An 11,935-nucleotide genomic window follows, 5' to 3' on the forward strand; every position below is an offset into this window, starting at 1 on the left:
CACGCGCGCCCCGCCAAACGAGCAGAAGGCGCCGCGATGGAGTTTGCATTCAGCGACGAACAGGAAATGATCCGCGAATCGGCCGAGGGCTTCCTCGCCGATGTTTCGGATTCTGCCGCCGTGCGCGCGGCAATGGTCAGTGAACGGGGTTTTGACGAAGCCCTCTGGCAGCGGTTGTGCCAGGAAATGTACTGGCCCGCCATTCATATCCCCGAAACCTACGGTGGACTTGGCCTCGGCTTTGTCGAGCTGACGATCCTGCTGGAACAGATGGGCCGGCGTTTGCTGTGCTCACCGTTTTTCGCCACCGCCTGCATGGCCACACCCGCGCTGTTGCTGGCCGCCAATGATGAACAGAAACAGCGCTGGTTGCCGTCGATTGCCGATGGCAGCGTGACCGCGACCCTGGCGTTCAGCAGTGCCAACGGCTGGTCGGCCGACGATGTCCAGGCAACTGTGGTGGCCGAAGGCGACGGGTTCATCCTCGATGGCACCCTCAAGCATGTACTCGACGGCCATGGCGCTGATCTATTGATCATTGCCGCACGACAACCCGGAACCACTGGCGAAAAGGGCATCAGCCTGTTTGTCGTGAACGCAGCACAGGCCGGCATCGAGCGGCAAATGCTGCCAACCATGGACCAGACCCGGCGCCAGGCGCGGATCCAGCTCAAGGGTCTGTACCTTGAAGCTGGCGCGCTGCTGGGTGAGTTCGGTCACGGCTGGCCGCACCTTGAGCGCGTCCTGCAACTGGCCTGCATCGGCCTGGCTGCCGAGCAGACCGGCGGCGCGCAGCAGGTGCTCGACCTCAGCGTGGCCTACATGCAGGAACGCCAGCAGTTCGGGCGCCCGATTGCCAGTTTTCAGGCCCTCAAGCACCGCGCCGCCGACATGATGCTGCAAGTCGAATGCGCGCGATCGGCCAGCTACTACGCCGCGTGCGTGGCCCAGGAAGTTCTCGATCCCCAGGGGGATCCGCAGGTCGCGGCCGAACTGCCGCTGGCGGCGGCGCTGGCCAAGGCGCAGTGCTCCGAGACCTATTTCCACTGCGCGTCCGAGTCGATCCAGTTGCACGGCGGCGTCGGTTTCACCTGGGAATACGACCCGCACCTCTACTTCAAGCGCGCCCGCGCCAGCGAGAGTTTCCTCGGGCTACCGGCCTGGCATCGCGAGCGCATTGCTTCGGTGATTCTTGGAGAGCAGCCATGAAAATCAGTTTCAGCGAGCAGGACGAACGCTTCCGCCAGGAAGTGGCCGACTGGATGAGCGCCAACCTTTGCGGTGAGTTCGAGGCCCTGCGTTTTCGCGGCGGTCCGGGCGACGAGCACATGTTTCCCGAAGAGCGCAAAGCCTGGGAGCGCAAGCTCGCCGAGGGTGGCTGGACCTGCGTCGGCTGGGCGCCGGAACATGGCGGGCGTGGCTTGTCGATCACCCGGCAAGTGATTTTCCACGAAGAATATGCCCGCGCCGGCGGCCCCGGTCGCATGGGGCATATCGGCGAAGGGCTGGCCGGGCCGACCATTGCCGCGTTCGGCACGGTTGAACAGCAACAGCGCTTTTTGCCGGGGATCGTCAGCGGCACGTCGTTCTGGTGCCAGGGCTATTCGGAGCCGGGCGCCGGTTCCGACCTGGCCAACGTCAAGACCCGCGCCACGCTGGATGAGGCGAGCGGCCAATGGGTGATCAATGGCCAGAAAGTCTGGACCTCCCTGGCCCACGAATCGGACTGGTGCTTTGTCATCGCTCGTACTGAACCTGGCAGCCTCGGCCATCGCGGCCTGTCGTTCCTGCTGGTGCCGATGGCCCAGGCGCAAATCACCGTGCGGCCTATCGAGCAACTGACCGGCACCTCGGAGTTCAACGAAGTGTTCTTCGACGATGCCCGCACCGACGCCGCCAACATCATCGGCGCGCCGGGCGACGGCTGGAAGATCGCCATGGCGCTACTGGGTTTCGAGCGCGGTGTGTCAACCCTCGGCCAGCAGATGCAGTTTCAGAACGAACTCAACGAAATCATCGCCATCGCTAAAGCCAACGGTGCCGACCGCGATCCGATCCTGCGCCAGCGCCTGGCCGAAGCCTGGAGCGGGTTGCGGATCATGCGCTACAACTCGCTGCGCATGCTTTCGGGTAGCCAGGACGGTTCGCTGCGCAAGGAGGCGACCATCTACAAGCTGTTCTGGTCGACCTGGCACGCCAGCCTCGGCAAGTTGGCGATGGACGTGCTCGGCGCCGAAGCGGAATTGCTCGAAGCGGCGCCCTACCAACTGACCCGTTTGCAGTCGCTGTACCTGTTCAGCCGCGCCGACACCCTGTACGGCGGCAGCAACGAAATCCAGCGCAACATCATCGCCGAGCGTGCCTTGGGCATGCCCAAAGAGCCGCGTCCGCGCGCCTGAAAGGAGAGAGTTCATGTCTGTACCTCAATATGTTGAAGGTCGCGGCCTGCTGCGCGGCAAGTCGGTACTGATCACCGCCGCCGCCGGTGCCGGCATCGGTTTTTCCGCTGCCGTGAGGGCTGCCGAGGAAGGTTGCCGGGCGCTGATGATCAGCGACATCCATGAAGGCCGGTTGGCCGAAGCAGTGCTGAAAATTCGCGAAACCACCGGGCTGCAGCAGGTCTTCGGCCAGGTCTGCAACGTCGCCGACGAAACCCAGGTGCAGCAGCTGATTGCCTGCGCCGAGCGCGATCTGCAAGGCGTCGACGTGCTGATCAACAACGCCGGCCTCGGCGGCTCGCGCCTGCTGGTGGAGATGGGCGACGAAGAGTGGAACCGGGTGCTGGATGTGACGCTCACCGGCACCATGCGCATGACCCGCGCCATGCTGCCGAAAATGATGGAGCGGCGTGCCGGGGTCATCGTCAACAACGCCTCGGTACTGGGCTGGCGCGCGCAGAAAGAACAGTCGCACTACGCCGCGGCCAAGGCCGGCGTCATGGCGCTGACTCGCTGTGCAGCGGTCGAAGCTGCCGACTACGGCATCCGCATCAACGCGGTCAGCCCGAGCATCGCCCTGCACGATTTCCTGCGCAAGTCCGCGCCCCAGGCGGTGCTCGATCAACTCGCCGCCAACGAAGCCTTCGGCCGCGCCGCCGAAGTCTGGGAAGTGGCCAACGTGATGATGTTCCTGGCCAGCGACTACAGCTCCTACATGACCGGCGAAGTGTTGTCGGTATCCAGCCAGAGGGCGTGACCATGCCACGAATTTTCGACACGCCGATGGCTCTGTTCGAGGCCGTTGGCCAATCGCTCGGCGTCAGCGACTGGCTGCTGCTGGAGCAGGACCGCATCGACCTGTTCGCCGACGCCACCGGCGATCACCAGTGGATTCACGTCGATCCGCTCAAGGCCGCCGATGGCCCGTTTGGCGCCTGCATCGCCCATGGCTACCTGAGCCTGTCGCTGGTCAACCTGTTCCTGCCGCAGATCGTCGAAGTCCGTGGCCTGGCCATGGGCGTCAACTACGGCTGCGAGCGGGTGCGCTTCCCCTCGGTGGTGCGCGTCGGTTCGCGGGTACGCGGCAGTGCGCAATTGATCGCGGTCGAGGAAGTGAAGGGCGGCGTGCAGGCGACCATCCGCGTCAGCGTCGACATCGACGGCGAGGAACGTCCCGGCTGTGTGGTCGACACCATCAGTCGCTATTACCCGGCCTGACCTTCAACAGCATTTTCGAGGAATCCAGCATGAAAGAAGCCGTCATCGTTTCGACCGCCCGTACTCCGATCGGCAAGGCCTTTCGCGGTGCGTTCAATGACACCGAGGCGCCGCAACTGGGCGGCCATGTGGTGCGCGAAGCCGTGCGTCGCGCCGGCATCGAGCCGGGTGAAGTGGACGACGTGATCATTGGCGCCGCGGCGCAGCAGGGCACGCAGTCCTACAACCTGGGGCGCCTGTGCGCGATTGCCGGCGGCTTGCCGGCATCGGTTGCCGGGATGGCCGTCGAGCGCCAGTGCTCGTCGGGCCTGATGAGCATCGCCATGGCCGCCAAAGGCATCATGTGCGACGAAATCGACATCGCCGTGGCCGGTGGCCTGGAGTCGATTTCCCTGGTGCAGAACAAGCACAAGAACCTCTATCGCAACCAGTCGGCTTCAGTGATCGAGCTGGACCCGCACGCCTACATCCCGATGATCGAAACCGCCGAGATCGTCTCCGCACGTTATGGCATCTCCCGCGACGAGCAGGACGAGTACAGCTACCAGAGTCAGCTGCGTACCGCACAGGCCCAGAGCGCCGGGCGCTTCGACCGCGAGCTCGCGCCGCTGGCCAGCCGCAAGGCACTGTTCGACAAGGCCACCGGCGAAACCGGTTATGAATCCGTCACCTTGCTGCGCGACGAGTGCAACCGCATCGACACCACCCTGCAAAGCCTGAAGGCGCTGGAGCCGGTATGGCCGGGCGGTCAGTGGAGCGACAAGGGGCGTTTCATCACCGCCGGCAATGCCTCGCAGTTGTCCGACGGCGCGTCCGCCTCGGTGTTGATGAGCGCGAAAATGGCCGAGAAGCGTGGCCTGGAACCGCTGGGGATCTATCGCGGCATGGCCGTCGCCGGTTGCAACTCCGACGAGATGGGCATCGGCCCGGTCTACGCCATTCCCAAGCTGCTAAAGCGCCACGGCCTGACCATGGACCACATCGGCCTATGGGAGTTGAACGAAGCGTTCGCCTGTCAGGTGCTGTACTGCCGCGACACCCTGGGCATTCCCGCCGAGCGCCTGAACGTCAACGGCGGGGCGATTTCCATCGGTCATCCGTTTGGCATGTCCGGGGCGCGGATGGTTGGCCATGCGCTGATCGAAGGCCAGCGTCGCGGTTTGCGCTATGTGGTGGTGAGCATGTGCATCGGTGGCGGCATGGGCGCCGCCGCCCTGTTCGAGGTGGTCTGAATGATCAGCGCAGAGCAGATCCAGGCGACCATGGCACGTTATGTGGAGCTGGTGGATGCCGGCGACATCGAGGGCATCCTCGCGCTCTACGCCAAAGACGCCACCGTTGAGGACCCGGTCGGCCAGGCGCCGTTGCAGGGCATCGACGCCATCGCGCGCTTTTATCGTGAAGGCCTGGGGGCGATGAAGGTCTCGGCAACCCGGACCGGCCCGGTGCGCGCGACGCTCAACGGTTGCGGGGCGATGCCGTTCCGGGTCGACATGGAGTGGGGCGGGCAACCGTGCTCGCTGCATGTGATCGACGTGATGGAGTTCGATGCCGATGGCCAGGTCCGCTCGATGAAAGCCTACTGGAGTGAAGTTAACGTAACTGCGCGAGGTGATGCATGAACCTGGAACAGCGGATCGCCCGCCTGGAAGCGCTGGAGGACATCCGCCAGCTCAAGCATCGCTACCTCAATGCCTGCGACCTCAAGCAGGTCGAGGTGATTGCCGACTGCTTTGCCGACGGTGAAGTGCTGATCGATTACGGTCCGTTGGGGATCTTTCGTGAGCGCGACAGTTTTGTCGCGCTGTACCGCGAACTGGCCTGCCATGAGCGGGTGATCGACCTGCATCATGGCGCCAACCCGGAAATCGAGGTGCTGAACGAGGATCAGGCCCAGGGCCGTTGGGCCCTGTGGTATTTCAACCTGGATGGCGAGAGCGGGGCGACGCGGCAGTTAGGTGGATTCTATCAGGACCGTTACCAGCGTATCGCCGGCCAATGGAAGATCGTCGCCACCCGGTTTACCGCTCACTCGGAAGTGGTGCGTTCCTGAGGTGGCCCCTGTGGGAGCGAACCTGCTCGCGATGGCGGTGTGTCAGACGGCATTAATGTTGGATGTGCCGACCTCTTCGCGAGCAGGCTCGCTCCCACAGTTTTTTGTGGTGAGCCTGGCATTAGCGTACAACCCCATCCCCCTGTGGGAGCGAGCCTGCTCGCGAAGGCGGTGTGTCAGACGGCATTAATGTTGGATGTGCCGACCTCTTCGCGAGCAGGCTCGCTCCCACAGTTTTTTGTGGTGAGCCTGGCATTGGCGTACAGCCCCATCCCCCTGTGGGAGCGAGCCTGCTCGCGAAGACGGCGTGTCAGGCGACATCAATGTTGGATGTGCTCAATGTCATATCCGGATTCTGTGTCCGGCCGGTTTCGTAGTACGCCTTGAGGTTCTCGGCAATCTGCCTCACTACCTTGTTGAAGGCCTTGGCCAGCAACCACTCTGCCAACCTGCCACCGCGTAGGCTGTAACGCATTTGCAGGGTGATGCGGGTCGTGTCGCCCTCGGCTTGCAGGGCATAGCTGAAGCTGGCCTCGCGTAACGGAAAGGGCGAACCATTGCTGCCTTTGTGCAATAGCAGCACGAACCCCGTGCCTTCCTGCCACTGCATCACGCTTTCATCCAGGTACTGACCGCCCTTGCGCAACACACGGCGACTGGCGCCGACACCCTCCGTTGCGCCGGGATGAAACTGGCAGCCGGTCAGCCCCGGAACATAGTGCGGGGCGAGGCTCAGGTCGCGCAGTTTGGTCCAGGCGGCTTGTAGCGTGAGGTCGAGCGGGACGCTGTGGCTGGCGATTGCGGGCATGTCGGAACTCCTTTTGTTATTCGAATGCTTGAAAGATCGCAGCCTCGTTTCACTGTAGGAGCTGCCGCAGGCTGCGATCTTTTCAGGATTGTGCCGCGTCGAGAAACGCCGGTCGCTCGCCGGCACCGTGCACCGCAATGTCCGCGCCGCTGACATAACGGGCCAAAGACGACGCCAGGTACAGGCAGGTATCGCCAATGTCCTCCGGGGTCGCCAGACGTTGCAATGGAATGGTCGCCGCCACCCGGGCAATGCCCGCGTCGTCACCATAATGCATGGCCGCCTGCTCGGTGAGAATCAGCCCGGCGGTGACCGCATTGACCCGCACCTTCGGCGCCCATTCCACCGCCAGCGAGGTGGTCAGGTTCAGCAGACCGGCCTTGGCCGCGCCATAGGCGGCGGTGCCGGGGGAGGGGCGGGTGGCGCTGACGCTGCAGATGTTGATGATCGCACCGCCGTCGGCCTGGGCCTGCATCACCTGGTTGGCCTGCTGGCACAGGTTCAGTGGCGCAATCAGGTTCAAGCGAATGATCGCTTCGCTGAAACGGGGAGACGCGGTGGCCGCGTCGGCATTCGGTGAGCCGCCGGCGTTGTTGACCAGCACATCGAGGCGGCCGAAACGCTCGACGATCTGTGCGATCAAGCGCCCGGATTGTTCGACGTCTCGCAGGTCGCAGTGCACGAACAGCGCCTCGCGCCCGCCGCTGGCAGGTACGGATGGCGGGGCTTCGCGACCGCAGATCACCACCTCGGCGCCGCCGTCGAGAAAGCGCTGGCTGATGCCGCGCCCCACACCTTTGCCACCGCCGGTGACCAGTACCACTTTGCCGCGAAAGTCCATTGGATCAAGCATGGGAGTTCTCTTTTTGCCGCTCGGGAATGCCATCGATGCTAGGTCTGTGGTCCCCGTAATCCAACGTCCGATGAGACTAGGAACGGTGTCGCGTAAAACCTGATGCCCCACGGTGTCCTGGCGTTTTTCGCGAGCAGGCTCGCTCCTACAGGGGCGTAGTCCTGTCGGACGATGTTGCGCGCCCGGGCCGTCTGAATAATCCAGCTACAACAACAGGCCGGGAGGACACCTTATGGGCGCTTCAGCGCAAGGGCACTTCGTTACGCTGCCGGATGGTTTGCAGCTGCGCTATGTGGATATAAGCGGGAAGGATGGCGGCAACGGCGAGCCGGTGATCTTCATCCATGGCAGCGGACCGGGCGCCAGCGGTCACAGCAACTTCAAGCAGAACTACCCGGTGTTTGCCGAGGCCGGTTACCGGGTGATCGTGCCTGACCTGCCGGGCTACGGCGCCTCGGACAAGCCCGACACCCTGTACACCCTGGACTTCTTTGTCGCAGCCCTGAGCGGTTTGCTCGATGCCCTCGACATCCAGCGTTGTGTGCTGGTCGGTAACTCGTTGGGCGGCGCGATCGCGATCAAACTGGCCCTCGACCAACCGCAGCGTGTCAGCCGGCTGGTGCTGATGGCGCCCGGTGGCCTGATGGAAAAGGAACAGTATTACCTGCAGATGGAAGGCATCCAGAAAATGGGCGCGGCCTTCGCCAAGGGTGAGCTGAACGATGCGGCGGGCATGCGTCGTCTGCTGGCCCTGCAGCTGTTCGACGAAAGCCTGATCAGCGACGAGACGGTGAACGAGCGGGTGGCCGTGGTGCAACAGCAGCCGGTGTGCGTGCTGTCGACCATGCAGGTGCCGAACATGACGTCGCGCCTGGGGGAGTTGCGGTGCCCGATCCTCGGTTTCTGGGGCATGAACGACAAGTTCTGCCCGTCCTCCGGTGCCCGGACCATGCTCGAAAACTGTTCCAGAATCCGTTTCGTGATGCTCAGCGAGTGCGGGCATTGGGTTCAGGTCGAGCACCGTGACTATTTCAACAGCCAGTGCCTGGCGTTTCTTCAGGAGGCCCGCGGATGAGCGTGCAATTGCGCCGTGAGTTCGGCGAAGAGCTTTATCAGGCGCTGCTCAGCGGCTCCACCCTGGCGCCGCTGACCGAACGTTGGCCGTCGATCAGCATCGAAGACGCCTATCACATTTCCCTGTACGCCATTGAGCGTCGGGTCGCGGCCGGTGACCAGATCGTCGGCAAGAAGATCGGCGTGACCTCGGCGGCGGTGCAACAGATGCTCAACGTGCATCAACCGGATTTCGGTTTCATCACCCGGCAGATGTCGTTCGATGACGATGCGCAAATTTCCCTGTCCGCCAACAAACTGATCCAGCCCCGCGCCGAGGGCGAAATCGCCTTCAAGCTCAAGCACGACCTGGTCGGCCCGGGCATCACCGAGGCCGATGTACTGGCCGCCACCGAATACGTGATGCCGTGCTTCGAGATCGTCGACTCACGGATTCACGACTGGCGCATCCGCATCCAGGACACGGTCGCAGACAACGCTTCCTGCGGCGTGTTCGTGCTGGGCGACAGCCAGGTCGACCCCCGCGAGCTGGATCTGCCGAACTTGCGCATGCGTGTGTTCAAGAACGGTGAACCCCTGAGCGAAGGCCTGGGTTCGGCAGTGCAGGGCAATCCATTGACGGCGGTGGCCTGGCTGGCCAACACCCTGGGCGCGTTCGGCATTCCGTTCAAGGCCGGGGAAATCATCTTGTCCGGCTCTCTTGTGCCACTGGAACCGGCCCGAGCCGGCGACCGTTTTTCTCTGACCATCGATGGCCTGGGCAGTGCCCGGGTGTCTTTCTGCGCCTGACTTTTGGAGTTTGACCCCATGAGCAAAAAACTCAGAGCGGCCATTATCGGCCCGGGCAATATCGGCACCGATCTGCTGATGAAAATGTGTCGATCACAATGGATCGAGCCGGTATGGATGGTCGGCGTCGACCCCGAATCCGAAGGCCTGAAACGTGCCCGGGAAATGGGCATCAAAACCACCGCCGGAGGAGTCGACGGCTTGCTGCCGCACGTGCTCGACGATGATATTCGCATCGCTTTCGACGCCACCTCCGCCTACGTGCACGCGGAAAACAGCCGCAAGCTCAACGAGCTCGGGGTGATCATGATCGACCTCACGCCGGCGGCCATCGGCCCGTTCTGCGTGCCACCGGTCAACCTCAAGGAGCACGCGTCGAGCCTGGCGATGAACGTCAACATGGTCACCTGCGGTGGCCAGGCGACCATCCCGATGGTGGCGGCGGTGTCGCGGGTGCAGCCGGTGAGCTACGGCGAAATCGTTGCCACCGTGTCGTCCGGTTCGGTCGGCCCGGGCACCCGGCAGAACATCGACGAATTCACCCGCACCACGGCCGGTGCGGTGGAGAAGATCGGCGGTGCCCGACGCGGTAAAGCCATCATCGTCATCAACCCGGCCGAGCCGCCGTTGATGATGCGCGACACCATCCACTGCCTGACCGATGACGAGCCGAACCAGGATGCGATCCGCACCTCGGTGCTGGACATGGTTCGCGAGGTGCAGCGCTATGTGCCCGGCTACAAGTTGATCAACGGGCCGGTGTTCGACGGGCGCAAGGTGTCGATCTTCATCGAAGTCGAAGGCCTCGGCGATTTCCTGCCCAAGTCCGCCGGCAACCTCGACATCATGACCGCCGCCGGATTGCGCACGGCCGAGATGTTCGCCGAAGAAGCCCACAAGGGCACCCTGCAACTGCCCGTCCGTTGAGTGGAGAATTGCCATGAATTTGCAAGGTAAGAGCGTCCGTCTGCATGACATGAGCCTGCGCGACGGCATGCACGCCAAACAGCATCAGATCAGCATTGAACAAATGGTCTCGGTGGCCACCGGCCTCGATGCGGCCGGTGTGCCGCTGATCGAAATCACCCACGGCGATGGCCTGGGCGGTGCGTCGCTGAACTACGGCTTCCCGGCCCACAGCGACGAAGAGTACTTCGCTGCGGTGATCCCGCAGATGAAACAGGCCAAGGTTTCGGCCCTGTTGTTGCCGGGGATCGGCACCCTCGACCACCTGAAAATGGCCCATGAGCATGGGGTCTCGACCATTCGCGTCGCCACTCACTGCACCGAAGCGGACGTGTCCGGCCAGCACATCGGCATGTCGGCGAAGATGGGCCTGGACACCGTCGGCTTCCTGATGATGGCGCACATGGTCAGCCCGGAAAAACTGCTGGAGCAGGCGCGGCTGATGGAAAGCTATGGCGCGAACTGCATCTATTGCACCGACTCGGCCGGCTACATGCTGCCCGATGAAGTGACGCAAAAGATCGGTGCCCTGCGCGCCGGCCTGAACGCCGGGACCGAAGTCGGTTTCCACGGCCACCACAACATGGGCATGGCCATCGCCAACTCCCTGGCCGCCATCGAGGCCGGTGCAGCACGCATCGACGGGTCTGTTGCGGGCCTTGGCGCGGGTGCGGGCAATACGCCGCTGGAAGTGTTCGTCGCGGTGCTGGAGCGCATGGGTGTCAACAGCGGCGTGGATCTGTACAAAATCATGGACGTGGCCGAAGACCTGGTGGTGCCGATGATGGACCAGCCGATCCGCCTGGACCGCGATGCGCTGACCCTGGGTTACGCCGGGGTCTACAGCTCGTTCCTGCTGTTCGCCAAGCGCGCCGAGCAGAAGTACGGGATTGCGGCGCGGGAGCTGCTGGTGGAACTGGGCCGGCGCGGGACTGTGGGTGGTCAGGAAGACATGATCGAAGACCTGGCGTTGACCTTGTCGCGGGCCCGTGGGGTATTGCCAACCTGATCCTTGAAGCAACGAAAAAACCACCGATGATTCGGTGGTTTTTTTATGGCCGGTGAAATCTTGCGCTTAAGGCAACAGATTACGCACCAGTGGTGGATAGCAATTGATCGCCGCGCTCGCACAACTGAAATACGCCGTGGTCGGTCGATAGGCTTCGTTTTTGAACAGTTGGCACAGGCTGGTGGACGCGCCTGCACAGACGATGATGAATAGAGCACAAGTGGATTTGCGCATGATGAGTCTCGACACGGTTTTATTGTTGTAGAGACAGGTTATGGCGGCGACTCGCGAGCGGCTTCGTCCGAATGGACTAGTTGATGGCTTGAGAGCTCCGCAACCCCTGTGGGAGCGAGCCTGCTCGCGAAAGCGGTGTATCAGGCGACATGGATGTTAAATGTGCCGGCCCCTTCGCGAGCAGGCTCGCTCCCACAGGTTACTTGGCGTTTCCGGGATTTTCGTCTGGCTGCAATCCCCTGTGGGAGCGGGCTTGCTCGCGAAAGCGGTGTATCAGGCGACGTGGATGTTGAATGTGCCGGCCCCTTCGCGAGCAGGCTCGCTCCCACAGGTTACTTTGCGTTTCCGGGATTTTCGTCTGGCTGCAATCCCCTGTGGGAGCGGGCTTGCTCGGGTAGAAACCGGAGACATCCTTTACGTTTTAAACCGGAGACATCGTTTACAGGTATGAAATACGGTCAGGAGGTGCCTGACCATGCCCTGGAATCGAGAG

At 63.0% G+C, this 11,935-nt stretch carries 14 protein-coding genes; 11 read left to right on the forward strand and 3 right to left on the reverse strand.

Features of this window, described 5'->3' with window-relative positions:
* Positions 1-36 precede the first annotated feature (36 nt).
* From KW838_RS28835 to KW838_RS28865, 7 genes are read left to right on the forward strand one after another with little or no spacing between them, the layout of a single operon-like run.
* The gene (locus KW838_RS28835; RefSeq protein WP_218504328.1) at positions 37-1,209 is read left to right on the forward strand and encodes an acyl-CoA dehydrogenase family protein; all 1,173 of its coding nucleotides are present in this window, start codon (positions 37-39) and stop codon (positions 1,207-1,209) included.
* Positions 1,206-2,399, forward strand: a complete 1,194-nt coding sequence (locus tag KW838_RS28840) for an acyl-CoA dehydrogenase family protein (RefSeq protein WP_218504329.1) — start codon at positions 1,206-1,208, stop codon at positions 2,397-2,399. The genes KW838_RS28835 and KW838_RS28840 overlap by 4 nt, the downstream gene beginning before the upstream one ends.
* 13 nt (positions 2,400-2,412) lie before the next feature.
* Positions 2,413-3,195, forward strand: coding sequence for an SDR family oxidoreductase (locus tag KW838_RS28845; RefSeq protein ID WP_095967437.1), 783 nt, complete (start codon positions 2,413-2,415; stop codon positions 3,193-3,195).
* 2 nt (positions 3,196-3,197) lie between these two features.
* A complete protein-coding gene (locus KW838_RS28850) occupies positions 3,198-3,656 on the forward strand; it encodes a MaoC family dehydratase (RefSeq protein WP_218504330.1) in 459 nt (152 codons plus the stop codon).
* Positions 3,657-3,685: 29 nt separating this feature from the next.
* Complete coding sequence (locus KW838_RS28855) at positions 3,686-4,888, forward strand: acetyl-CoA C-acyltransferase (protein WP_218504331.1); 1,203 nt, start codon at positions 3,686-3,688, stop codon at positions 4,886-4,888.
* Positions 4,889-5,278: a steroid Delta-isomerase gene (locus tag KW838_RS28860; protein ID WP_218504332.1), complete on the forward strand. Its 390-nt coding sequence runs from the start codon at positions 4,889-4,891 to the stop codon at positions 5,276-5,278.
* Positions 5,275-5,709, forward strand: coding sequence for a nuclear transport factor 2 family protein (locus tag KW838_RS28865; protein ID WP_218504333.1), 435 nt, complete (start codon positions 5,275-5,277; stop codon positions 5,707-5,709). The genes KW838_RS28860 and KW838_RS28865 overlap by 4 nt, the downstream gene beginning before the upstream one ends.
* A gap of 310 nt (positions 5,710-6,019) precedes the next feature.
* On the opposite strand, the gene KW838_RS28870 is transcribed toward KW838_RS28865, so the two are convergent.
* Together KW838_RS28870 and KW838_RS28875 are read right to left on the reverse strand one after the other, a co-directional pair.
* Complete coding sequence (locus KW838_RS28870; protein ID WP_218504334.1) at positions 6,020-6,517, reverse strand: SRPBCC family protein; 498 nt, start codon at positions 6,515-6,517, stop codon at positions 6,020-6,022.
* 82 nt (positions 6,518-6,599) lie between these two features.
* Positions 6,600-7,370 carry an SDR family oxidoreductase gene (locus tag KW838_RS28875; RefSeq protein ID WP_218504335.1) on the reverse strand — a complete coding sequence of 257 codons (771 nt, stop codon included), beginning with the start codon at positions 7,368-7,370 and terminating at the stop codon, positions 6,600-6,602.
* A gap of 232 nt (positions 7,371-7,602) precedes the next feature.
* Between KW838_RS28875 and KW838_RS28880 the strand changes: the two genes are divergently transcribed.
* The 4 genes from KW838_RS28880 to dmpG are packed head-to-tail and all read left to right on the forward strand — an operon-like array spanning position 7,603 to position 11,208.
* Positions 7,603-8,445 (forward strand): alpha/beta fold hydrolase, encoded by an 843-nt coding sequence (locus KW838_RS28880; RefSeq protein WP_218504336.1) that lies wholly within the window; start codon positions 7,603-7,605, stop codon positions 8,443-8,445.
* Complete coding sequence (locus KW838_RS28885) at positions 8,442-9,233, forward strand: fumarylacetoacetate hydrolase family protein (protein WP_218504337.1); 792 nt, start codon at positions 8,442-8,444, stop codon at positions 9,231-9,233. Before KW838_RS28880 ends, KW838_RS28885 begins: the two co-directional genes overlap by 4 nt.
* Positions 9,234-9,251: 18 nt before the next feature.
* Entirely contained in the window at positions 9,252-10,160 is a 909-nt protein-coding gene (locus tag KW838_RS28890; protein ID WP_102702277.1) for an acetaldehyde dehydrogenase (acetylating), read from the forward strand.
* 13 nt (positions 10,161-10,173) lie between these two features.
* Entirely contained in the window at positions 10,174-11,208 is a 1,035-nt protein-coding gene (gene dmpG, locus KW838_RS28895) for a 4-hydroxy-2-oxovalerate aldolase (protein WP_102702278.1), read from the forward strand.
* 66 nt (positions 11,209-11,274) lie between these two features.
* Here dmpG and KW838_RS28900 read toward each other — a convergent pair whose 3' ends face one another.
* Positions 11,275-11,442, reverse strand: coding sequence for a hypothetical protein (locus tag KW838_RS28900; RefSeq protein ID WP_173900862.1), 168 nt, complete (start codon positions 11,440-11,442; stop codon positions 11,275-11,277).
* Positions 11,443-11,935: the final 493 nt, after the last annotated feature.

The organism is Pseudomonas sp. PDM27 (assembly GCF_019219205.1).
Lineage (GTDB): Bacteria > Pseudomonadota > Gammaproteobacteria > Pseudomonadales > Pseudomonadaceae > Aquipseudomonas > Aquipseudomonas laurylsulfatiphila.

Excerpts from the sequence above, each read along its gene's own strand:
- KW838_RS28835 (WP_218504328.1), top strand. The coding sequence starts at position 37 with ATGGAGTTTGCATTCAGCGACGAACAGGAAATGATCCGCGAATCGGCC.
- KW838_RS28840 (WP_218504329.1), top strand. The coding sequence starts at position 1,206 with ATGAAAATCAGTTTCAGCGAGCAGGACGAACGCTTCCGCCAGGAAGTG.
- KW838_RS28845 (WP_095967437.1), top strand. The coding sequence starts at position 2,413 with ATGTCTGTACCTCAATATGTTGAAGGTCGCGGCCTGCTGCGCGGCAAG.
- KW838_RS28850 (WP_218504330.1), top strand. The coding sequence starts at position 3,198 with ATGCCACGAATTTTCGACACGCCGATGGCTCTGTTCGAGGCCGTTGGC.
- KW838_RS28855 (WP_218504331.1), top strand. The coding sequence starts at position 3,686 with ATGAAAGAAGCCGTCATCGTTTCGACCGCCCGTACTCCGATCGGCAAG.
- KW838_RS28860 (WP_218504332.1), top strand. The coding sequence starts at position 4,889 with ATGATCAGCGCAGAGCAGATCCAGGCGACCATGGCACGTTATGTGGAG.
- KW838_RS28865 (WP_218504333.1), top strand. The coding sequence starts at position 5,275 with ATGAACCTGGAACAGCGGATCGCCCGCCTGGAAGCGCTGGAGGACATC.
- KW838_RS28870 (WP_218504334.1), bottom strand. The coding sequence starts at position 6,517 with ATGCCCGCAATCGCCAGCCACAGCGTCCCGCTCGACCTCACGCTACAA.
- KW838_RS28875 (WP_218504335.1), bottom strand. The coding sequence starts at position 7,370 with ATGCTTGATCCAATGGACTTTCGCGGCAAAGTGGTACTGGTCACCGGC.
- KW838_RS28880 (WP_218504336.1), top strand. The coding sequence starts at position 7,603 with ATGGGCGCTTCAGCGCAAGGGCACTTCGTTACGCTGCCGGATGGTTTG.
- KW838_RS28885 (WP_218504337.1), top strand. The coding sequence starts at position 8,442 with ATGAGCGTGCAATTGCGCCGTGAGTTCGGCGAAGAGCTTTATCAGGCG.
- KW838_RS28890 (WP_102702277.1), top strand. The coding sequence starts at position 9,252 with ATGAGCAAAAAACTCAGAGCGGCCATTATCGGCCCGGGCAATATCGGC.
- dmpG (WP_102702278.1), top strand. The coding sequence starts at position 10,174 with ATGAATTTGCAAGGTAAGAGCGTCCGTCTGCATGACATGAGCCTGCGC.
- KW838_RS28900 (WP_173900862.1), bottom strand. The coding sequence starts at position 11,442 with ATGCGCAAATCCACTTGTGCTCTATTCATCATCGTCTGTGCAGGCGCG.